Below are 19,939 nucleotides of genomic sequence, written 5' to 3' on the forward strand. Positions count from 1 at the left end.
GACCCGGTGTGGGTTTTACTCATGCCGATAATGGCTCATAGTTCGATTATCGGTAAACACGGAGTGCAAAGTAGAATAGCATAATAGCATAATAACATAACAACAGCCGGAATGGATCTGATCCATTCCGGCTGTCTTTCCCTTTTAACGATTTGAGTCTGAATGGCAGATTTTTGCCTCTGTCAGATAGCCGTGAGTTTCCGGATTAGTGTAAAGGCACTTATACACGCTTCGTGAACCTCCAATTCGTTTCCGGTCGCTTTGGACACCACTGCGGCGAAACTGCGGCATAGCGTCCTAGTATATGCCGTCCGCCGGAATCCTTATCCTGACGAACAATTTTATAATGTCGGCAAGCTCTCCACAGTCCTCGTTTTCCTTGCCGCACCGAATAGCAATACTTGCATTCGCTGCAATGCGGCAGCGTCTTTTCTGCAGGGCGGTAAAGCAACGGCGGATATTCCTGTATGAGCGGAGCACGCCAAACATCCTTGAATAGTTTGCTTCCGATCATAAATACAGGGATGTTTCCTTTTCGTTCCATAACACTTTCAATCCAACTGCGTTTTAGTTTACCGTACCCGCCGAGTAGGATCCATTCCACATTTGGAATCTCCATTCTCTCTGCAAATAACCGCATTGGTTCAATGCAAAGAAATGTATGATACCCGTCAGCAGTAAACACATTGCCCCGCTCGGTCAGGCGAGTGCCATACCAGAAGTTATCCGTCGGCATCAGCACTCCTGTTTCAAGCAGTTCTTCATAACGGTTAGGATTCATCGTCAAAAACATATAATTGTGCCACGGTGCCTGCTTTGCCGCTTCAAACACCTGCAAGATCCACTCGGTCGGTATCCATTCGCCAAACAAGTCACCGGAATGGCAGACCCAAATATTTGCCGGCTTGATCTTCTGTATGACCTGCTGCAAACGGTACGGATGTAATGTGGGATAAAAACCTGTGGGTGCAGGAACAGATGAGCCGTTTTTGGCAAGCGGCGTTGTTATCACATACAGGCTGCGTTCTTCATCTATATGAATACGCTCATCGCTGAGATGAAAGCGTATATCCCCCTTGAAATGAGAAAGCCGCTTTCTGCTCTCGCAAAATGAGCAATCATTTCTGCATCCGGTAACCGGGTCCCAAGTGAAATCGCACCATTCAATATTACTTTTCTTCATCATGTGCAAGTCACTCCTTTCTTCAGAATATTCTGATTCTGTCAGGCCGCTTTATCCACAACCAGGACAACCGTATGTACACCGGTCATTTCAAATTTGGCACCGCATTCGTCAATGGAGTGGGTATGTTCTGACAGCCAATCACGGAATTGCTCATACTTGCGTGTGCTTTTCCACTGAATACTGCTTGAACAGACCGCCACAAGACTGCCGCCGGGGCGAAGGAAGTCAAATGCCCTTTTAATATGCTCACATTCTTCGCTGAACGGCGGATTCATCACAACAGCGTCATAGATCGGTGCTGTTTCAGCCGTCAACAAATCGTTTCCGATCACATTGTGCTTTTTCAGCTTCAGGATCTCGCAAAAGTCTGTCATACGCTCAATGCAGTCCACATGGTCCGTTACTTCCTTTGCGACGTCGGCAATGTTGCCGATCCCGGCCTCCGGCTCCAGCACACGGCTGTCTTTACGGACACCGGCCAGCGCCACAAGCTCTTTTGCCAGCTCCGGGGGCGTGAACTGAATATCTCCCTTTTGATACATCTTCGCCCGATAAAGCATATCCCGTAAACGGATCGCATTCGGATCCGGCGGTATAACAGCCGATTGCAGGAGCGTATCAAAGCACTCGACCGCTGCGGCCAGTTCGTCGGTATCGGTGATGCCTGCCTTTTGCAAACGCTTCGTGCGGACATCATCGGGCTTGGGATACTGAAATTTGCAGTAGGGATTGTCCTTGCAATATTTCTTAGAGGCAGAAAAACAGCGCATATCCTCATAAAAGGCAGCAACTGTCAGGTTCTGCTCAAGCAGCGTCAGCGTATCGGTTTCCGATTTCTGTTTCAAAAACTGCAATACCTGAATCTGCGAGTGATACATTTCCTTTTTTCTGTCTCGTTCCTGCTGTTCACGCTGGCGCTTCCATGTGTTTGTCAGATAATTCCCGCTGAGGGCGTCTATTTTGCCTTCCAGGGCAGTGATTTGGCGTTCAATCTTTTCTGTGATATTTGCCATTCTGTTCTTCCTTTCCTATGTATGGTCTTTGCTGATCGCAGCGATGCGGGTGATTTGCTAAGCCAGCTTTTCCAGCATTGCCTTCAAAAACAGCATATTGTCCCTGTACTGCGGCAGAAACGGCTGATCAAAGTCGTAGGCCAGATAACGATACGCCACAATCAGCTGTTCGGCACGCTGAAAATTGTTTTCCGGCACACTTCGCAGCAACTTGCCGAGCTCCGGCAATATACGGCATTCGTCAAACCAGAAAGCCTCATCTTCATCGGACATATTTTTTCTTTGCCATTCCCGTGCAGTGACGGAGCCTAAGCCAAAGTGATGGGGCTGCTCCGTACACAAATACCACTTGATACGATGCTCCTCCGGGCAAGGCTCCGCCGTAAATGGGTACAGTCTGCAGGTGTGCGGGCGCACGGAATAGATCGTACACCGATCATCCCGCAGCATACCGCACATACCGCTGTCATTGACTGTTCTCAGCACGAATACATGGAAGCCGGGAGATAGTTCCTTCAGCTCAGCCATATTCCAAAGAATATCATCGGCAGAATCGGTGCAGCCGTTTTTCTGCTTATCCCGAACAATGCGGTAAGCATCCAACGGCTCCAGCACGATACTGTCCCGTACATTTTTGCAGCAGACGCCGCAAGCACGGCACTTGAATGCGATTGGCTGGCGATTCGTGACCAGCACGGCATTTCTAAAAAGCTGCACTACGCAACCCTCCGTTCGTTCAATACATACGGTTGCGGCTTCATCAGCTCCGCACCGCCATAAAAACGATCCGCAAAATATTTCTTGCTGACCTTTCCCGATACGGTAATATAGCCTTTGTTTTCAAGTTCCTGATTCAGCCGTTTAATGATTCGATACGCTGTTGAGCGGGAAACGCCAATCGCTTCAGCCACCTGGTCAGCGGTAAGAAATTGTATTGCCATTTAATCATCCTCCTTTTTTCGTTTCCAATTAGTGGAGTCGCCTGCACAGTTGAAATTCTCTTTTATTTCCGCAGTCAGTTCATTTGAACGACCGGTTTGGATATAGCGCACGAATATGCTCATAGAGCGTTTCAAACAGGTGCTTTTTACAGCGCAGTTTACGCAGCTTCGTTCCATAAAACATTCCTCCTGTAAACAGGGACACCGCAGCAAACCGCTACGATGTCCCAAAAATCTTATGCACACATTTTTAGAAAGGTCGGGAGCGTTACACGGGCAGGAACCGGTTGAAGGCGCACCTTATAAACCGAGTTCAATGTCTCAAAGCAGGCGTAATCCGTTCTTTCTTCCATAATCTCAACGACAAGCGAAGTATAGATGAGTCTGTTGTCGGTTAAAATAACGGCTCGGTAGCCTTCCTCCAGCGGAAACACGATCCGACCGTTTATGCTCACTTCTTTTTTCATACGGTATCTGATCCTCCTTTGTCTTCCGAAAAATAGCATCGCTTGTTTTTACAGCTTCTTGTGCGGTTGCACTGAGCCTCTTCCTCATAATAAATAAGGCCAACAGGTCTGTTTGCCGCTGCGCTCCAATTCTTCTTGTGCCGACTCAATAATCGGCGCAATGATTGCCATATCCCAGGGCAAGACCTCTTCATCGGTCTGATCGGGATGTGTGCGCAGAAGCGCCACAGCGAGGGCATAGGCTGCGTTGTCGATCTCGTCACCCTTACATTCCAGATAGCGTTCAAAATCATTTTTACAAGCCATAAGAATTACCCCCATAATACGCTGATGACCGTCGGATAGCAGCGCTCCAGCGCCTGATTGATCTGGCGGAAGGTCATTCGCTCACGCTTTGCAATGTCGTGCATACGGTCGCCTCGGACCTTCATACGAATGATCCGCATTTCACGGCGTGGCAGTCGAGCCGTCAAAGCGTGCAGGCACATCTCTGCCTCCAAACGCTGAAACAACTCATCCTGTCGGCTGATAACCTCCTCCCAGTACAGACCGCCCTCGTCTCCGATCAGCTCGCTAAAGCTGACAACTGGGGCGTTTCGTTTGGGTCTGGAAAGACACTTATAGTAGTTTGACAGTGAGCTGCGCATACGCTGAAAAGCAAGCGTGGAGAACTTAAAGCGGTGCAGAGCCTGCACCTCGCAGTATTCCTGCACGGCCTTCAGGTAGCCGAAGATCACAACATCATAAAACGCCGACTCCGGCAGATCCTTTTGATTCAAAAATGTAAAGACCAGGTGATGGTTTTCCTCTGCAAATCGGCGTTGTTCTTTCGTTAATGGTCGTATATCCATTTCATACGATCCTCCTTTCGCAAAAAAGAGGGATACCGCCGGCGTTTTGCCGACAGTATCCCTAAACTCTTGGCTCACGGCAGGCCGTGGGCGTCATTCTTACATCGGCAGATCCTCGTGATCGCCGTCAATAGGTGCTTCGGTGATACAGAAATGCTCGCCGTCATCGGTCGAGTGATAGCTGCTGTCCACCGCATCGCAGATCGGCTCGTTGTTGCCGAGCTCTGCTTCCATTGCACGCTGTTGATTCATGGCTTTGATCTGCTCACGGAAACCGTCCGCATACTGTTTGATCTGCAGAAGGTCGTTGCCCTCAAATCTCTGCACCAGGCGGAAGGTAGCCACACTGTAGGTGTTGCTTCCGTTGTCCACACGCTTGAGGCCGATCTGCACCACACCGCTGTAAATCGGACGGCGGCGGGTCGCAAAGGCAGCCGTGATGAAATCGGAATAGGGGCGAAGGCTCGTAGGCGGAAGAGAGAGCAGCATAGGCATGTGCTCACCGCTGCGAAGAATATACAGATTGCGCATATTCTTGCAGGCCTTGCCTTTTCCTTTCTCCACGGAGCCGTACTGGTTGAGCGCACAGGTCGCACAAACACCGCCGGGGGCACCGTAACCCGTCTTGCCGTCAACGGACGAACAAAGCGGCGTTACATTGTCGTCATACTCCGATCCCTCCGGCCAGTAGGCGCAGGTGTCATGATTGTAGAGGATCACGCCCTCGATATACTTGGTATAGTCGGGGTTCTCCGGGTCATCGCTGGGGATCTCAAACTGCAGGCTGCCGCCTCCAGGAATCTTCACACGTGGGAAGCTCAAACGAAGCCCCTCGTAATCCTCGGATACATCCACGGAGATACAGTCGTCCTCGACCATAGCGGGCAGAATGAAATCCTTTTTGGTCTCCATCATGGCGTTTTCATTGTTGTAAGTCATAAATTCGTTCCTCCTAAATTTTTTTGATATGCGGAGCCGGACAGCCTTATGCGGCTATCTGGTTGATCCTGGTCCATTGTCTCGGCGGCATGGATAAGATGTTAAATCCGATGCCCTCCAAGTCTGTGGCACGGTCATAGCTTTCAACATCCTGACTGTGCCGTGTCACTGCATTTGCGAGCCCGTAAAGACTCAAATCGTCACTTTCAATGAGGCGCTGCAAAACACCGTTTTGCTCGGTATCGGTGATACCGAAGTCGCGGCCTGCCGTATGTACGACAGCCGGAATATCGGCGGTGTTCATCGCTTGATGCTTTGCGCTTTGCATCAGTGTGACGATCTGCGAGAACTGTTCTTCATCGGTTGCCGAACGGACAGTTTCCTGCAGTTCGGTCAGAAAAGTGCGGTCTGCTTCGGTCAAGACTTCTTGTGAAGCCAACATAAAATGTTCTTCCGCAGAATTGACTCTTCCTCGATGAATCCGTTTTGTCGTTGCTCCGGCCACTGCGATACCGTTGCCGTCAAGCTCACGATAAATCAGCGGCTGCACACTGACAGAGCCGAGTCCCACTTCGCTGTTGCTGATCACAACACCCGCTTTCACGGTGTCGCCTGGTGCGACCTCTGCCGTCAAATGCGGATCAACTGCTTTGATATACATACGGTTGTCCGTAATGTGGCAGCTGACGAATTGTACATCGGGTATCTCACCGATAACGGGAAGCACAGAGGCGAATATTTCATAGTGATCCATTCGCATATAGCTGTTGCTCAGATAGGCACGCACCTTCCCGTCAAGGACTCTCAGCATACGCTCGGTCGGCTCCCGTTCAAACCATGCGTTCACATTGGTTACCAGCAGGTCGGGATGCTCGGTCAGCATTTTTCCGTAGTATTTCGCCGGGATACCGAGACGGGTGCCGATCTGGCGATGGGCAGTATCTGCAATATCCAGCGGCTCAATGCGGTCAATATGACTGTCATCCAGCACACGCAGAACAAGCTCCGTACCGCAATGCTCCATTGCAAGCATGGAAGTGTTTACGATGTAGTCTGCTTTGGCATCTTTCTGACGCATGACCTCGGTTGCCAATTCTTCGATCGTCAATCCCGCTTTCATGCTCATTCACTCCTTTCCGTGGCTGTATCCTGCATTACCAAGAAAGCAGGATGCCGCCATCTGTAATATTTGCCGCCATACCTTCACGCTCAAAGACCTTGCAAAGCCTTGCCCAATAGGGCTTTTCCGGGACGCTTTCAAAGGCAGTCCTGACCTTTTCGCTGTCGGCCTGCTGAATCGCAATATCGCCGTTTTCACGAATGGTCAGGCTGTTATATCCCCGGGAATGAAGGTCGGTAATCAAGGCTTCCAGCACCTTGCGGCCCTGTACCTCATACCACACCTGCGGATCGACCGGATCCGGCTGCTTCGGCATAGCTGCCGGAGCTTCAGCGGTATCCTCAGTATCGGACACAGAGGGGTGTGGGGCATTCGGCTGCTTCAACGGTACGATATTCACAAGCGCACAGTTGATACCGCCATTCTGGTCAAATGTCACATCAGCAAAATTATAACCGTCCACCCCGAACAGCTTGACTCGTCCGGTGCCGCCCTTTGCTATGATCCGTTCCGGGAATTCCTCACGCCACTCCCAGGTTGCGTTGGGGTATACCGATTGCAGATAGGCTGAAATGCGATAATTGGCATGGCGAAGCAGTACCTGCTCCACAGGGTCGGACACTTCGGGGATAATGAATCGGTCGAAGGCCGCATCCTGCTTTTCGCATTTTCTGCGGATGCGCTTTGCCTCCCGCCTGTGGAACTCCTCCTTGATATACGGAACAAGGAAATAGCAGGTTGCCCATACCGCCCAAATGACAAAGGCTGCGGCAAGAAGCCACGCCTGCGCATTTCCACGGATAAAGGCTGTGATGACCAGCACTGCGACAATAAGTATCGAAACGCCGGACCATAGGTTTTTCTTTTTTCTCATTCGGTTCATCCTTTCTTTGTTGTTCTCTCTGAAAATAAAAAAAGAGGAACCGCTGCATTTTCTTCCTAAAAACACAACGATTCCTCTCGGCGCCGGAAATTATCCCGGCAATGCGTCTCTTTCTCCGTCAATACCGTCATATTCCTGTTTTGGCGGTATTTTCGGCTCGGGCGGTGTCGGCTCCTGCTTTGAGGATCCGCCTCTGCCGACGGGAACAAAGCCCCAGTTATCGAGCAATATTTTCATACGCTTATCTATGGAAATACCGTCACGCTTGGTGTACGGCTCAAGCTCCAGCGAGCCTGTCACCCAGATAAGGCTTCCTTTTTTTGCATGGGCTTTCATCAGCCTGTTGGCGTCCTCACCCCATGCACAAACCTGAAAATATTGTGTATGCAGGGCCTGACGGCTGCCGATATTCTCGGCAATGTCAAAGCGTACATACGGGTTGCTCTTTTCACTGGTCTTCAGCTCCAGATCGGCAGTTATCCGACCGATAACATTTACCTGTGCCATTCTTCTCCTTTCTGCCTTACGGCTGAAATATCTATATAAAAAAGTGCCGGCAAACGATTCCTTCGCCCATAAGGGCAGAACCGTACTGTCGGCACTGAATTACAAACTTAACGCTCTGTGCAATGTGGCACTGTACCACGATACTCCTTACGGAGAAACGCACAAAAATCAATTACAAGGGTATTATACCACTATATATTGTGATTGTCAAGTCTGTAAAGTCTATATATAGATATTTCGGGTTTTGATATGCTTGAAACTACCGGTTATTCCCATGCGTCGGGGCACACCGAAGTATTCTTTATACGCAAAATTGACTTCCACGCTTATTCTGAAAGATAAATTAAGCATGGAAGTCAATCGCGTAGCTTATTCGGTGTCGCTCAGCAATTTGACATGCTTCTTGTAGAAGGAAACACCAACCTTGAAGAAATGGGTAATGCCTTGCTGCTTCATCGCCGTAACATATTGCTGTCTTTCAATCTGTGCCAGGGCCTCCTTGGCGGAAGCTTCAAGCTCACTGTCAATGCGAGATTCGGCAACGCCGTCCTTTAACACCTTGAGTTCTATGATAATACCCGGCATTTTCTTGTCGTAAGGTCTTAGCTGAATGTCGTATCTGCCGTGGCCAGATTCTCTGTTGGAGTCCACACGATAGAGGTTATTCATGATTGCACAGATCCCGAGGATAAGTCCGTGATAGAAATTCTCATGGGCATAGTCAAAGGAACTGATGGAATTCAGCAGCAGCTTCTGCAGATTATCCTGCAGTTTCGGAACATCCTGCTTTATAATGGCCTGCTGGATCGCAATAGCGGTTGACTGGGAGATCACATTCGTCAGTGCAGAAAGGATCTCCTTTTCATAGACATAGAAAATCTCTTTATTCGGTATGGCAATGTCGCAGATGGCATTTCCATCGTGCAGTTCATCCTTTTTTACGACCTTCAGATAGCCGGCAGAAAGCAGGAAGCTGTAGATCGTTGTCGGATTATTCCTGATTTCGGGATAGATAACAGAGGTGTCCACATAAGAGGAAACCATTTGTCCCTGCATCAATTTGCGGAGATTGTCTGCAGTCTCATCGTCTGCCTCCGCAACGATCTGTCGGATGATGCTGTTATCTCCCGTGGATTGCCAATAGGCTTTTGCCGAGCAATTCTCATCCATATAATTGAGAACGGACCAGGGATTGAAAATGTCCGTATCGCCAAAGCGATAGCCGTCATACCACTCGCAGATCTCCTCATACTTATCCGTTCGGCCGTAATACTCCATGATGTCTCGGATCTCGTCTTTGGTAAAGCCGAAATATTCACTGTAGCGGTCTTCGAGAATGGAGTTTACCTTCAAGTTGTTGAGACCGCTGAAAATGCTTTCCTTTGCCACACGAAGAATGCCAGTTAGGAATCCATAGGAAAGGTTCGAGTTATCTTTGAAGGCGCCGGACAGAAGATTACGCATAAAGCCGGTGATCTGTTCGTAGTATCCTTCCGTGTAGCCCTGCTGGATAGGCGTATCATATTCATCAATGATAATGACAGCGGGACGGCCATAATGCTTATTGAGCATGTGCGAAAGCTCCAGGAAAGCTCTTGCCATACTGACTTCCGTGATCGTTCCGTCAACGACCTTACGGAAATAGTCCTTTTCAAAATCATTGCACTTGTCACTCGTCAGCAAAACATCGTGGCGCAGATACTCATTTGCAATGATCTCACGAATCGCCGTATAGGTCTGTTCCCATGTTGCAAACTTAATATCCTTAAAGGTAACGAAGATGACCGGGTATTTTCCTTGCTCACGACGGTACTCCTCGCCGCAGCTCCAAATCTTTTTATTCTTGAAATACTTGGAGGTATCCGTGTCGCTAACCTCGAAGAAGGTTTTCAGCATATCCATTGCCAATGTTTTTCCGAAGCGTCTTGGACGGGTAAAAAGAGAAACCTTGGGCTTGGAATCGATAAACTCCTTGAGCATCAGGGTCTTATCCACATAATAGTATCCCGAAACCAATTCCTTGAAATCGGACACACCAATGGGTAAAGGTAATTTGGCGGTTGTTTTCATAGCTCGTGAAGACTTATTTCTGCGGCCGTCCGCTGGTTTTTCAGCGTCGTCAGGAATAAGCCATAAGCCTCCTTCCTTTTTCGCACCCGCAATGCGTCCGTCTCTGCAGAGCGTGGTAATTCTTCTTTCGGTCAATTCCCAACGGTCAGCTGCAGTCTTAACATCCATATAGCTCACAAAAGATTCCTCCGTTCCTACTATATCATGTCAACATTATAGCAGAGATCAAAGTAGATGTCAAGATAAAAAGAACAATACAATCGGTGCGAAACTTGATATTTTGAGTCGAATTTGCGGTTTTAATATAACATTCAAATGAGGCGCTTCTAAATGTGTCAATGCTATTACAGAAGCGCCTCCGTGGTATTATTCAGTTGCTTCGGCCGTAAACTCACCCAACTCCTCATACCCGAGGAAATGATCTGAGGACATAGCGGAATTGAGATACTCGCTGCCGAGAGAAATATGCTGCGTTTCCTTGAAATAGAACCGATATCGATAGCCGATCTTCACCTTTGATTGCTTACCGAGCAGCATAGTAGACTCGTTACCGTCGCCGTCCATAATTTTGATCTTACGGTATTTGCGCAGCGGCTTAGGGACGACCGAAACGCAGACGCCCTCGACGGTCTCGTAGCTTTTATCGGTGATGATGCGGTAATAGCTCAGCGCCCTGCCGGCGCTGGCCACAAATACCGCAAGGCTCAGAAACAGCATGATCCGGTCCTTCAGTATGAAACACATTGAAACACCAATCAGCAGGCATCCGGCTCCGATGATCCCGGTAAGGAACAGCTTCCGCTTGAGCGGCGCCGGTGCGCCTTTTATTTGACCCATGACTTAGGTCAGTTTACAAGGAACTACACGCAGACCACGAAACGGGGGCTGCTGACAACAAATAAAGGCTGAGTATCAAGCATCGGGAAAGTGCGAGATATTCAGCCTGTTTTGTTGTCTGGGGTTTCCAAAGGGGCTTACCCCTTGGCACACGACTTTGCTTGCAAAGTGTAGTGTGTTATACGCTCTGTCGGCGTTGCTGCGAAAATGCGGTTGCCACCAGGGAGGGCAAGGGCATTTGAAACGGCAGGAAAACAGGGCTGTGATTGCGTGGCGTGGAGCCGCAAGCGCAGGACTGGTTTCATCAGCAGACAGGGCGTATATGAAAGCCCCCGTCCCTCGTCCTGCGCCGAACTATGGGACAAAGTGTCCCAGACAGATAGCCACACTTACGAAAAAGCAGACGGATTTTCTTTTCAAAATTGAAATGGGTGGGAAGCCATTTTAGGGCTTTCCCGTCTTGATTGCCCATCAGCAAAGACGGGCAGGACTGTCAACGGCGGCACATAAAATGTGCCGTTCATCTTGACCGTTGACTGGCTCGGCTGGCTTTGCTATTTTCCAGATAAAATGGTATTCATAGCGCAAATACGCCAAAAATTATTTACTTGTTCAAAGTCAATTTTCAAATCTTGCTGAAAATGAGCGAGTAATGTTTGATTGTTCCATTCATATTGCGTATTGTTCCACGAGAGAAATCCCTCCACAAAAATTTTGTGATCAATATGAAATTGTTGAATACATTGCGTCGTTATAGATACGAATTTTTGAACATCGATGGAGGCAAACACACTATCAGGAACACCTGAAAATGCAACAAAAATTGCTCCACCAGAATGTGGACCTCTGTAATAACAATACTTATCAACTAAGCCGCAAGTTACGATAGACAGGTTATGCCCGTTGAATGTATCGTCCAATGTAAATTCTGCTGTCGTTAGTGGCTCTAAATTCCAGCGTTCCCCCACTACTTTTGCGTGTGTGGCTACCTGAATAATTTTCTCGGAAAATCCATTGACATTTTCCCACCCCCACAGCCATGTGTTACTTGATGTTGCCTCGCTTCCGATGAATTGAAGCGGATACTTTTGATTTCCAAAAAGTATTACGCCCTCTGAAAAATCAACATTCCAGTCCTGCCCCTTTACCACCTGCTCACTACAAGCAGTCTGTATTGCTATCATTTTACCTAAGCAAGCTGAAAACACTTGAAACCAATTTCCTGTATCAATATTGAGATGCTCAATCCAAATATTTTTTCTGTTATCCTGTTTTCTGTCTTTGCCCCAAAATCTCATCTGTATTTCCTCCGTAATATATTTCTTTTATTTCCTCCCCCGCTGGGGATTTGGATTTTTCAGCAAGTCCGACTTCTGTGCAATCTTTTTCAGCCACTTCTTTTCTTCTTCGGACAACTTCTTCAAATTCAATTTGAGCCGCTTACAGATAAACGCCAAAGCCGCTTGCTCCGGGTCGCTGCCCTCGCTGGCGACTTCATCTGCGGTCTGTAAAAAATCTTCCAGCGGGTTGTCCTCCGGGACGCTGAAAAAATCGTCCTTATGTGCTTCCCGCAGGTCAAGAGCTATCTTGTTTATGTCCTGCTGTATCACATAGCGGCAAAAACTGTCATCGTCAATATGGGCGGCGATAAGCTGCCTTAACTGCGAGTCGGTCAGGCCGGGATTGTGCTGCTTCATAATCGTTGCGCTCATGGTATCTACTATGGCGTTTGCGGCCTGCACCTGCTTCACCGCCACGCCGTTCACATAGATTTCAAGGTCAGCCATGAGCCGGGGAAAATCCGGGTGTGTCGCCAGTTCACACAAGAGAGAATTGTCCATCAGCCCGCTTTTCAGCAGCTCAATCATATCATCACTCAAACGCAGGTCTGCAAGCTCGGCGTTTGGGTGATTTTTTGTTTTAGAGCGTCCCAGCAGGTAATCAACGGTCACTTCATAAACCTTTGCCAGATGGATAAGGGCATGGTGGCTGATGTCCTTGAGATCGTCCCCCTCGTAACTGCCTAAAGCAGATTTGGAAAGGTGGGTTTCCTCCGCAAGCTGTTCCAGCGTCAGCCCTCGTTCCACACGCAGGTCTTTCAATCGTTCTTGTATGGATAGTTCCATACTCTCCCTCCTTGTCTGCTTGATAATCTGAAAGTTATTCGCACAATTCCTTACGGATATTTTCGCAGTCTTTCGCCATTTCCAGCATATCTTCATCATCTACCATTTCATGAAGATCATATTCGAGCGGAGAAGCACAGAACTCTGCTAAAGCCCGATTCATTGCTTGATCCTCCTCTGGCGTAGTTATGATTTTTACAAACCTATCTCGTTTTTCCCCATCAAACAGATTTTTTATATTGAACCCACCACTTTTCTTACTCTCAAGAATAAGTGCTGCCAAATCAGTTGCCAAATCAATAGCATAATAAAATTCGTGACATTGTCCCTCCGAATCAATGTATTCTAAATTGGGTGAGATATGGAAATTCCAGTTTAGTTTGCTAAGGCCAGTATCATTGAATATCTCACTCAGAGGTATTTCAGTTTTGCCTTTGTCATAGAGGTAGTCCACCAAGGTCAGGCTATCGTCTGTGCCACCGATATAGTTATACCAATATTTTTTAATATACATTTTATCTCCTCCTTATCACTTCCGCTTTGTCGTTCTGTTTTTTTATTATATCACAATTCCGAGAGCGAGGAAATAGCTTGTTTTCCGGGCTGATTTCCTACCTTTCGGACATACGGCACAGGCAATCAAAAAAGTATACACTTGAGATAGTTCATCGATGGACAGCACCTTGAAAACCAAATGACCGTCCGAAAAGGAATACCCCGGCAGGGGAAGCACCGCAAGGAGCCGACTTCTGGACACTTTGTCCAGAGGTCACTTCGGGAGAACTTGTCCCGAAGCTGTGGGGAGCGTGCCAACGCCGGAACACGCCGCAGGAATGGGGCAGGAAGCCTTTTCGGGGAGAACGGCAAAAGCGAAAAATGGAGGGAACGCATGAGAGATAACCCCTATAAAGACTTGCCACCGCTGGAACGCAGGCCGGACGGTTCCCTTTACCGCATGACACCGGCGCAGAGGAAACAGGCGGCCAGCCTGATACGCCGGAAGTGCTGCTGCTGTGAGGACGGCAACTGCATCGTTCTTGACGATGGGGACACCTGCACCTGTCCGCAGACGGTTTCTTTCTCGGTCTGCTGTAAGTGGTTCCGCTGGGCGGTTTTGCCGCTGGACGGGACGCTGAAAGCGGAGATTTTCCGGGATAAGGACTTGAAACGCTGTGCGGTCTGCGGCAGAGTGTTCGTCCCAAAATCCAACCGGGCAAAATACTGCCCCGGCTGTGCCGCCAGCGTTCACAGGCGGCAGAAAACAGAAAGTGAACAGAAAAGGAGGTCTGCTGTGGACAGTTAGGAGTGAAAAAAGCCTTGATTTATCAGGCTTTGCAAGCCCCAAAACGGGGCAGGTGGTATAAAGTATCGTCCACCCCCGGAAATGCCGTTCTAACTGTCCACAAAGCACACTATGACAAACACGATTTATATTCATCAGCCGGAGAAATCGGTCAGCTTCACCCGGCTCCCGAATTTCCTCTTTGAAGCACCTACATTTACGCCCCTGTCCAATGAAGCGAAGATACTGTACGCCTTTATCCTGCGCCGGACAGAACTATCCCGGAAAAACGGCTGGGCGGACGAATACGGGCGCATTTTCCTGTATTATCCAATCTGCGAGGTGGTCGCCCTGCTCCACTGTGGGCGGCAGAAAGCCGTCAACACCCTGCGGGAATTGCAGTATGCGGAGTTGATTGAGATTAAGAAGCAGGGCTGTGGAAAACCCAACTGTATTTACCCAAAATCCTATGAAGCGGTTTCAAACACCGACTTCAAGAAATCCCGTTTTGGTACGCCGGAGGGCTGAAAAGCGTACCTGACAAGTACGAAAATCAATCCTCTTGAAGTACGAAAACCGGACGGTATATAGAAATACAAAGATAAAAAGATTGATTTATATTCTATCCATTCCAATCCTATCCGAGATATTTTCTGCGGGATTTTCCTGTGGAAAAGTCCCGGAAAGGAACGGAATGGGGAAAGGAGTTTCATGGCACAACACGCAATTTTGCGGTTTGAGAAACACAAGGGCAACCCGGCAAGGCCGCTGGAAGCCCATCACGAACGGCAGAAAGAGCAATACGCCAGCAACCCCGACATTGATACCAGCCGAAGCAAATACAATTTCCACATCATCAAGCCAGAGGGCAGGTACTATCATTTTATTCAAAACCGTATCGAACAGGCCGGTTGCCGTACAAGGAAAGACAGCACCCGGTTTGTCGATACGCTCATTACCGCCAGCCCAGAGTTTTTCAAGAAGAAGTCGCCAAAGGAGATACAGGAATTTTTCCAGAGGGCGGCTGATTTCTTAATCGGGCGGGTAGGCCGGGAAAATATCGTGTCGGCGGTGGTACACATGGACGAGAAAACGCCCCACCTGCATTTGACCTTTGTTCCGCTGACAAAGGACAACCGCCTGTGTGCAAAGGAGATTATCGGCAACCGGGCAAACCTGACAAAGTGGCAGGACGATTTTCACGCCTATATGGTGGAGAAATATCCTGACTTGGAGCGTGGGGAAAGCGCCAGCAAGACGGGCCGGAAGCATATCCCCACCCGGCTTTTCAAACAGGCGGTTTCCCTCTCCCGGCAGGCCAGAGCCATTGAAGCCACGCTGGACGGCATTAATCCGCTGAATGCCGGAAAGAAAAAAGAGGAAGCCCTCTCCATGCTGAAAAAGTGGTTCCCACAGATGGAGAATTTCTCCGGGCAGTTGAAAAAATACAAGGTCACAATCGATGACCTGTTAGCGGAAAATGAAAAGCTGGAAGCAAGGGCAAAAGCCAGTGAAAAAGGCAAGATGAAAGATACGATGGAACGGGCAAAGCTGAAAAGCGAACTGGACAATTTACAGCGGCTGGTTGACCGTATCCCGCCGGAAGTGCTGGCGGAGTTGAAGCGGCAACAGCGGCACACAAAGGAAAGGTGATTTTATAAGCAGATTTTTACGCCGTCCCTGTGCGGCATTGTACCTTGAAAATTGAATACAGGAGGTTCTATGGAGCATATCAGATACAAAAAAGAAACAGAGGTCGTGACTTTTCAGGGAAAAGAAATCACGCTGGAAAACCTCTCCCCGGTGTTCACGCCGGAACAGGAAGTGGCCAAACGCCGGGAACTGGAGCAGCAGCTTTATGAGGTGTTCCGCAAATATGCCGATAAGCGGCAGAAAGAGGAAGCCGGGGCGTAAGGTTTTCCGAAGCCATCGTTGATTTACGGGGCTGCTGGCGGTATAATAGAACTGTCAGCAGCTCCGTTTCTTTTTTAAGAAAAGGAGCGACAAAATGAATAACAGAATAGACGCAATCTATGCAAGGCAATCGGTAGACAAAAAGGACAGCATTTCCATTGAAAGCCAGATTGAGTTTTGCAAATACGAATTGAAAGGCGGGAACTGTAAGGAATACACAGACAAAGGGTACAGCGGCAAGAACACAGACCGTCCGAAGTTTCAAGAACTGGTGCGGGACATTAAGCGGGGCTTGATAGCAAAGGTCGTGGTTTACAAGCTCGACCGTATCAGCCGTTCCATTCTGGACTTTGCCAACATGATGGAGTTGTTCCAGCAATACAATGTGGAGTTTGTGTCCTCTACGGAAAAGTTTGATACCTCTACTCCGATGGGGCGGGCTATGCTGAATATCTGTATTGTGTTCGCCCAGCTTGAGAGGGAAACGATACAGAAGCGGGTGACGGACGCTTACTATTCCCGCAGCCAGCGAGGGTTTAAGATGGGTGGAAAAGCCCCTTACGGCTTCCATACAGAGCCAATCAAGATGGACGGTATCAACACAAAGAAGCTGGTGGTAAACCCAGACGAAGCGGCAAATATCCGGCTGATGTTCGAGATGTACGCCCAGCCCACAACCTCCTACGGGGACATTACCCGGTACTTTGCCGAACAGGGAATTTTATTCAACGGCAAGGAACTAATACGCCCCACGCTGGCGCAGATGTTACGCAATCCTGTCTATGTGCAGGCAGACCTTGATGTGTACGAATTTTTCAAAAGTCAAGGGACAATCATTGTCAATGACGCTGCCGACTTTACGGGGACAAACGGCTGTTATCTGTATCAGGGACGGGATGTGAAGCCCAGCAAGAAAAACGACTTGAAAGACCAAATGCTGGTGCTGGCTCCCCATGAGGGCATTGTCCCGGCGGATATATGGCTGGCCTGCCGCAAGAAGCTGATGAACAACATGAAAATCCAGTCCGCCCGGAAAGCCACCCATACATGGCTGGCGGGAAAAATCAAATGCGGGAATTGCGGGTATGCTCTTATGAGCATTAACAATCCTGTGGGAAAGCAATATCTCCGCTGCACAAAACGGCTGGACAATAAAAGCTGTGCCGGGTGCGGGAAAATCATCACTTCGGAGCTGGAAACGGTTGTTTATCAGCAGATGGTAAAGAAACTGGCAAGCTACAAGACGCTGACGGGCAGGAAGAAAGCGGCAAAGGCAAACCCGAAAATTGCCGCCCTGCAAGTGGAACTTCTCCATGTGGACAGCGAGATTGAAAAGCTGGTGGACAGTCTGACGGGTGCAAACAATGTTCTGCTCTCCTATGTGAATGTGAAGATAGCGGAACTGGACGGGCGCAAACAGGAACTTGTGAAGCAGATAGCCGAGTTGACGGTGGAAGCCATCAGCCCGGAACAGGTCAGCCAGATTTCCGGCTACCTCGACACATGGGACAATGTATCCTTTGACGACAAGCGGCGGGTGGTAGATTTGATGATTACCACCGTTGCCGCTACAAGCGACAGCTTGAACATCACATGGAAAATCTGACGGGCGGCGCACCTCCCGTCAGACCGTTACCCTGTGTAGTCCCTTGTAAACTGTACTTTACATCCTTTCAAAAATGATTTGTTTTCGCAGGTACAGGTTGGCTACGGAAGTGATGACTGGACGGCACTGGGGCAGGAAGCGAACGCTGTGGGCGATGTTTTCGCTTGTCGTGTATTCGTCGTGATAAAGCGTATCGATCAATTCATCCTCGCTGTCGAACGCAAAGGTGTTTAACTCCGCACACTTGATCATTTCCGCCGTGGAAAGCATCGCTTGGTTTGCAAGCAGCATGACCTTCTGTTCATCACTGTTCCGCTTATCTCTGCGGAAGATCTGCTTGGTGACAGCATACGGGATATGCTCAAACACCGTCAGTCGAATAAAGGAGATCAGCCGCAGGATCGGGCTTTCCGAAATCGGCACAACATACAGGCCGGAAAGCAAATTGAACAGTGCGTCCGCACCGAGCTCGCCTTCGCCCTCGGCAACCAGGCCGCGCCGTACCAGCCGCTGCATACATTCCGCAGCAGAACGGTGCGTCATATAGCCGGTTTCCTGTGCTTTGTTTTCATACAGCGTTTTGATCTCATCATCAGAGAGGATACGCCAGTTCAGAATTGACCAAATCATCATTTCCTGGATGTCCAGAATGTATTCCTTGTTATTCAGAAGCACCATCGGGCAGCGCATATCCCGGTTTCTTCCTTTGAACTGCATCCGTCCGACTGCGGTATATAATTTCTTCATGAAACCACCTCATTTTTCCGTTTATTCTTCTTATACGACTTACGAGCTGTCCATTTCAACAGGGCGGTCAAAATACTGCATGAAATCACGGTTTTGCTTTAACCGTCCGGCAGCTCTGGAGATCCACGCACCCACAAGATTCGGCTTGACCCCATACATTTTGGCGATCTCTGCACCGGACAAGCCCTTGACCTTCCATTCGATCGCTTCAATACCGAGGCGGGCAGTGCCGGCATACTGCCGCTTGCAGTTTTGCAGCAGCATACAGATGTCCTGCTCCTCAAGCAACCTGTCCAGCGTATCGTCCGCACTCGACAACTGCTCCATGGAAAGCCCGTCCTCCTCCGGCTCACTTTGGACCGGAAGTGAAATATGATGCTTTTGCTTGCCGCACATCAGGCGGCAGTATGTACGAAGTCCGTTGGTAACGACCTTTTCGGCGTAGGTCGCAAATTTGATGTTGCGTGTTTCATCAAAGCTGATGGCCGCCTTGCACAGCCAGATGCAGCCCTCCTGGTACAGATCGTCATATTCAAAGCCGTAAAGGCTGTCGTTGACGATGATGTTTTTGTGGATAGCGTGCCGGACGACGCTTAGATTTTCCTCCACAAGCCGTTGCTGTCGGCTGTTTAGAGTCAGGTTTTTCATTTGGACTCTCACTCCTTTCAAGCGGCGATTCTTTGGTTTTCCAGTGCCCTGTTGCACTCAATGATCAGGCGGTCACACATATACTCGCTGAATTTAGCGATATGCGCCTGCTCATCCGTCAGTGCCAGCTTGCCCTGCATCCACTTGTAAGCCTGCCACTTTGTCATAAGCCCGGACTTCCACATCCAGTCGAACGCTTTGTGTGCCTGGATCCGTTTGTTGCGCAGATCACCGTTGGCGAGCGTCCCCATCGGCTCCTTTGTGCGCTTATGGGCGCCTACATAGGAATCGCAGCGGGGATAGCGGTCGCATACATACAGGTAGCTGTCCGGCACCTTTGTTGCCGTGCCGTAAACTGCGGAAGCAGGGCGAAGCGATGCTTTGGCACCGCAATAGGGACAGTGGATTTGTTTCTTTTTCATTCGGTTCAACCTCCAATACTTTCTTTTTGCGGACATAACACGCATTAGGTACCCTGATCCTCCGGAATGGTCTGTAAAATGCTGCAGGTGTTCGGGTCAGTCACATTCCAGACCAGCCAGCTATGAAACAGCTTTTCAAATGCCTCTTTTGCGATGATGGCAGCGCACTCAAACTTATCTACCTTGTCGCCGGTCATCTTTTCAAAGAGCAAGACCGGCAAAAGAAGCGGAGTTCCCTCGGCATCGGCAGTGAGCAGATGACCGCCGCAATCGGTTCGGCCATAGGGGCACTCGATACAATCTACATAAAAGGCATTTCGCCATGAGCCCTGCGTTGATTGCAGGAACTGATATAGTGTTTTTGAATTCTGCATATTTGT

Annotated in this window: 26 protein-coding genes; 5 read left to right on the top strand and 21 right to left on the bottom strand. The window is 49.1% G+C overall.

The genetic code is table 11. The annotated features are described in order from the left end of the window. Positions 1–220: 220 nt before the first annotated feature. From KI236_RS04100 to KI236_RS04180, 17 genes are all read right to left on the bottom strand, one after another. On the bottom strand, positions 221–1,186 hold the full coding sequence (locus KI236_RS04100) for a DUF5131 family protein (RefSeq protein ID WP_212819552.1): 966 nt from the start codon (positions 1,184–1,186) through the stop codon (positions 221–223). A gap of 38 nt (positions 1,187–1,224) precedes the next feature. Next, the gene (locus KI236_RS04105; protein WP_212819554.1) at positions 1,225–2,199 is read right to left on the bottom strand and encodes a TRM11 family methyltransferase; all 975 of its coding nucleotides are present in this window, start codon (positions 2,197–2,199) and stop codon (positions 1,225–1,227) included. 57 nt (positions 2,200–2,256) lie between these two features. Next, a complete protein-coding gene (locus tag KI236_RS04110; RefSeq protein ID WP_212819556.1) occupies positions 2,257–2,916 on the bottom strand; it encodes a YkgJ family cysteine cluster protein in 660 nt (219 codons plus the stop codon). Further along, a complete protein-coding gene (locus KI236_RS04115) occupies positions 2,916–3,140 on the bottom strand; it encodes a helix-turn-helix domain-containing protein (protein WP_212819558.1) in 225 nt (74 codons plus the stop codon). The genes KI236_RS04110 and KI236_RS04115 overlap by 1 nt, the downstream gene beginning before the upstream one ends. Next, on the bottom strand, positions 3,141–3,317 hold the full coding sequence (locus KI236_RS04120; RefSeq protein WP_212819560.1) for a hypothetical protein: 177 nt from the start codon (positions 3,315–3,317) through the stop codon (positions 3,141–3,143). A 59-nt stretch (positions 3,318–3,376) separates the two neighbouring features. Continuing rightward, positions 3,377–3,607 carry a hypothetical protein gene (locus tag KI236_RS04125; protein WP_212819562.1) on the bottom strand — a complete coding sequence of 77 codons (231 nt, stop codon included), beginning with the start codon at positions 3,605–3,607 and terminating at the stop codon, positions 3,377–3,379. An 84-nt stretch (positions 3,608–3,691) separates the two neighbouring features. Further along, entirely contained in the window at positions 3,692–3,913 is a 222-nt protein-coding gene (locus tag KI236_RS04130) for a hypothetical protein (RefSeq protein WP_212819564.1), read from the bottom strand. Positions 3,914–3,918: 5 nt separating this feature from the next. Then, positions 3,919–4,458, bottom strand: coding sequence for a sigma-70 RNA polymerase sigma factor region 4 domain-containing protein (locus KI236_RS04135; protein WP_212819566.1), 540 nt, complete (start codon positions 4,456–4,458; stop codon positions 3,919–3,921). 99 nt (positions 4,459–4,557) lie between these two features. After that, on the bottom strand, positions 4,558–5,397 hold the full coding sequence (locus KI236_RS04140) for a hypothetical protein (protein ID WP_212819568.1): 840 nt from the start codon (positions 5,395–5,397) through the stop codon (positions 4,558–4,560). Positions 5,398–5,443: 46 nt separating this feature from the next. Then, a complete protein-coding gene (locus KI236_RS04145) occupies positions 5,444–6,517 on the bottom strand; it encodes a DUF932 domain-containing protein (RefSeq protein ID WP_212819570.1) in 1,074 nt (357 codons plus the stop codon). A gap of 34 nt (positions 6,518–6,551) precedes the next feature. Next, entirely contained in the window at positions 6,552–7,391 is an 840-nt protein-coding gene (locus tag KI236_RS04150; protein ID WP_212819572.1) for a hypothetical protein, read from the bottom strand. Positions 7,392–7,490: 99 nt separating this feature from the next. Beyond that, positions 7,491–7,907: a single-stranded DNA-binding protein gene (locus tag KI236_RS04155; protein ID WP_212819574.1), complete on the bottom strand. Its 417-nt coding sequence runs from the start codon at positions 7,905–7,907 to the stop codon at positions 7,491–7,493. A 369-nt stretch (positions 7,908–8,276) separates the two neighbouring features. After that, the gene (locus KI236_RS04160; protein ID WP_228738081.1) at positions 8,277–9,977 is read right to left on the bottom strand and encodes an AAA family ATPase; all 1,701 of its coding nucleotides are present in this window, start codon (positions 9,975–9,977) and stop codon (positions 8,277–8,279) included. A gap of 366 nt (positions 9,978–10,343) precedes the next feature. Then, positions 10,344–10,721 (bottom strand): hypothetical protein, encoded by a 378-nt coding sequence (locus tag KI236_RS04165; protein ID WP_212819576.1) that lies wholly within the window; start codon positions 10,719–10,721, stop codon positions 10,344–10,346. Between the two features lie 647 nt (positions 10,722–11,368). Next, positions 11,369–12,112: a DUF6882 domain-containing protein gene (locus KI236_RS04170; protein ID WP_147601177.1), complete on the bottom strand. Its 744-nt coding sequence runs from the start codon at positions 12,110–12,112 to the stop codon at positions 11,369–11,371. A 27-nt stretch (positions 12,113–12,139) separates the two neighbouring features. Next, complete coding sequence (locus tag KI236_RS04175) at positions 12,140–12,940, bottom strand: helix-turn-helix domain-containing protein (RefSeq protein WP_212819578.1); 801 nt, start codon at positions 12,938–12,940, stop codon at positions 12,140–12,142. A gap of 34 nt (positions 12,941–12,974) precedes the next feature. Further along, positions 12,975–13,454 carry an imm68 putative immunity domain-containing protein gene (locus tag KI236_RS04180; RefSeq protein ID WP_020225661.1) on the bottom strand — a complete coding sequence of 160 codons (480 nt, stop codon included), beginning with the start codon at positions 13,452–13,454 and terminating at the stop codon, positions 12,975–12,977. A gap of 375 nt (positions 13,455–13,829) precedes the next feature. Between KI236_RS04180 and KI236_RS04185 the strand changes: the two genes are divergently transcribed. From KI236_RS04185 to KI236_RS04205, 5 genes are all read left to right on the top strand, one after another. Beyond that, a complete protein-coding gene (locus KI236_RS04185) occupies positions 13,830–14,243 on the top strand; it encodes a cysteine-rich VLP domain-containing protein (protein WP_212819579.1) in 414 nt (137 codons plus the stop codon). Positions 14,244–14,354: 111 nt separating this feature from the next. Further along, a complete protein-coding gene (locus KI236_RS04190; protein ID WP_117532792.1) occupies positions 14,355–14,750 on the top strand; it encodes a replication initiator protein A in 396 nt (131 codons plus the stop codon). A gap of 183 nt (positions 14,751–14,933) precedes the next feature. Next, positions 14,934–15,875, top strand: a complete 942-nt coding sequence (gene mobV, locus KI236_RS04195; RefSeq protein WP_118299177.1) for a MobV family relaxase — start codon at positions 14,934–14,936, stop codon at positions 15,873–15,875. Positions 15,876–15,944: 69 nt separating this feature from the next. Continuing rightward, complete coding sequence (locus tag KI236_RS04200) at positions 15,945–16,136, top strand: hypothetical protein (RefSeq protein ID WP_020225665.1); 192 nt, start codon at positions 15,945–15,947, stop codon at positions 16,134–16,136. A gap of 94 nt (positions 16,137–16,230) precedes the next feature. After that, the gene (locus KI236_RS04205; RefSeq protein WP_212819581.1) at positions 16,231–17,742 is read left to right on the top strand and encodes a recombinase family protein; all 1,512 of its coding nucleotides are present in this window, start codon (positions 16,231–16,233) and stop codon (positions 17,740–17,742) included. Positions 17,743–17,799: 57 nt separating this feature from the next. Here the strand turns inward: KI236_RS04205 and KI236_RS04210 are convergent, their stop codons facing one another. From KI236_RS04210 to KI236_RS04225, 4 genes are read right to left on the bottom strand one after another with little or no spacing between them, the layout of a single operon-like run. Next, on the bottom strand, positions 17,800–18,489 hold the full coding sequence (locus KI236_RS04210) for a hypothetical protein (protein ID WP_212819583.1): 690 nt from the start codon (positions 18,487–18,489) through the stop codon (positions 17,800–17,802). A 39-nt stretch (positions 18,490–18,528) separates the two neighbouring features. Next, positions 18,529–19,137 carry a sigma-70 family RNA polymerase sigma factor gene (locus KI236_RS04215; protein ID WP_212819586.1) on the bottom strand — a complete coding sequence of 203 codons (609 nt, stop codon included), beginning with the start codon at positions 19,135–19,137 and terminating at the stop codon, positions 18,529–18,531. Positions 19,138–19,154: 17 nt separating this feature from the next. Continuing rightward, on the bottom strand, positions 19,155–19,559 hold the full coding sequence (locus KI236_RS04220; RefSeq protein WP_212819588.1) for a zinc-finger-containing protein: 405 nt from the start codon (positions 19,557–19,559) through the stop codon (positions 19,155–19,157). A gap of 44 nt (positions 19,560–19,603) precedes the next feature. Further along, positions 19,604–19,933: a hypothetical protein gene (locus KI236_RS04225; protein ID WP_212819590.1), complete on the bottom strand. Its 330-nt coding sequence runs from the start codon at positions 19,931–19,933 to the stop codon at positions 19,604–19,606. Positions 19,934–19,939: the final 6 nt, after the last annotated feature.

The organism is Vescimonas fastidiosa (genome assembly GCF_018326305.1).
In the GTDB taxonomy this organism is placed as follows: Bacteria; Bacillota; Clostridia; order Oscillospirales; family Oscillospiraceae; genus Vescimonas; species Vescimonas fastidiosa.

What these genes read in the sequence shown, in the direction of transcription:
- KI236_RS04100 (WP_212819552.1), bottom strand. Translation starts at nt 1,186, where the DNA reads ATGATGAAGAAAAGTAATATTGAATGGTGCGATTTCACTTGGGACCCG.
- KI236_RS04105 (WP_212819554.1), bottom strand. Translation starts at nt 2,199, where the DNA reads ATGGCAAATATCACAGAAAAGATTGAACGCCAAATCACTGCCCTGGAA.
- KI236_RS04115 (WP_212819558.1), bottom strand. Translation starts at nt 3,140, where the DNA reads ATGGCAATACAATTTCTTACCGCTGACCAGGTGGCTGAAGCGATTGGC.
- KI236_RS04120 (WP_212819560.1), bottom strand. Translation starts at nt 3,317, where the DNA reads ATGGAACGAAGCTGCGTAAACTGCGCTGTAAAAAGCACCTGTTTGAAA.
- KI236_RS04125 (WP_212819562.1), bottom strand. Translation starts at nt 3,607, where the DNA reads ATGAAAAAAGAAGTGAGCATAAACGGTCGGATCGTGTTTCCGCTGGAG.
- KI236_RS04130 (WP_212819564.1), bottom strand. Translation starts at nt 3,913, where the DNA reads ATGGCTTGTAAAAATGATTTTGAACGCTATCTGGAATGTAAGGGTGAC.
- KI236_RS04135 (WP_212819566.1), bottom strand. Translation starts at nt 4,458, where the DNA reads ATGGATATACGACCATTAACGAAAGAACAACGCCGATTTGCAGAGGAA.
- KI236_RS04140 (WP_212819568.1), bottom strand. Translation starts at nt 5,397, where the DNA reads ATGACTTACAACAATGAAAACGCCATGATGGAGACCAAAAAGGATTTC.
- KI236_RS04145 (WP_212819570.1), bottom strand. Translation starts at nt 6,517, where the DNA reads ATGAAAGCGGGATTGACGATCGAAGAATTGGCAACCGAGGTCATGCGT.
- KI236_RS04150 (WP_212819572.1), bottom strand. Translation starts at nt 7,391, where the DNA reads ATGAGAAAAAAGAAAAACCTATGGTCCGGCGTTTCGATACTTATTGTC.
- KI236_RS04155 (WP_212819574.1), bottom strand. Translation starts at nt 7,907, where the DNA reads ATGGCACAGGTAAATGTTATCGGTCGGATAACTGCCGATCTGGAGCTG.
- KI236_RS04160 (WP_228738081.1), bottom strand. Translation starts at nt 9,977, where the DNA reads ATGAAAACAACCGCCAAATTACCTTTACCCATTGGTGTGTCCGATTTC.
- KI236_RS04165 (WP_212819576.1), bottom strand. Translation starts at nt 10,721, where the DNA reads ATGTGTTTCATACTGAAGGACCGGATCATGCTGTTTCTGAGCCTTGCG.
- KI236_RS04170 (WP_147601177.1), bottom strand. Translation starts at nt 12,112, where the DNA reads ATGAGATTTTGGGGCAAAGACAGAAAACAGGATAACAGAAAAAATATT.
- KI236_RS04175 (WP_212819578.1), bottom strand. Translation starts at nt 12,940, where the DNA reads ATGGAACTATCCATACAAGAACGATTGAAAGACCTGCGTGTGGAACGA.
- KI236_RS04180 (WP_020225661.1), bottom strand. Translation starts at nt 13,454, where the DNA reads ATGTATATTAAAAAATATTGGTATAACTATATCGGTGGCACAGACGAT.
- KI236_RS04185 (WP_212819579.1), top strand. Translation starts at nt 13,830, where the DNA reads ATGAGAGATAACCCCTATAAAGACTTGCCACCGCTGGAACGCAGGCCG.
- KI236_RS04190 (WP_117532792.1), top strand. Translation starts at nt 14,355, where the DNA reads ATGACAAACACGATTTATATTCATCAGCCGGAGAAATCGGTCAGCTTC.
- mobV (WP_118299177.1), top strand. Translation starts at nt 14,934, where the DNA reads ATGGCACAACACGCAATTTTGCGGTTTGAGAAACACAAGGGCAACCCG.
- KI236_RS04200 (WP_020225665.1), top strand. Translation starts at nt 15,945, where the DNA reads ATGGAGCATATCAGATACAAAAAAGAAACAGAGGTCGTGACTTTTCAG.
- KI236_RS04205 (WP_212819581.1), top strand. Translation starts at nt 16,231, where the DNA reads ATGAATAACAGAATAGACGCAATCTATGCAAGGCAATCGGTAGACAAA.
- KI236_RS04210 (WP_212819583.1), bottom strand. Translation starts at nt 18,489, where the DNA reads ATGAAGAAATTATATACCGCAGTCGGACGGATGCAGTTCAAAGGAAGA.
- KI236_RS04215 (WP_212819586.1), bottom strand. Translation starts at nt 19,137, where the DNA reads ATGAAAAACCTGACTCTAAACAGCCGACAGCAACGGCTTGTGGAGGAA.
- KI236_RS04220 (WP_212819588.1), bottom strand. Translation starts at nt 19,559, where the DNA reads ATGAAAAAGAAACAAATCCACTGTCCCTATTGCGGTGCCAAAGCATCG.
- KI236_RS04225 (WP_212819590.1), bottom strand. Translation starts at nt 19,933, where the DNA reads ATGCAGAATTCAAAAACACTATATCAGTTCCTGCAATCAACGCAGGGC.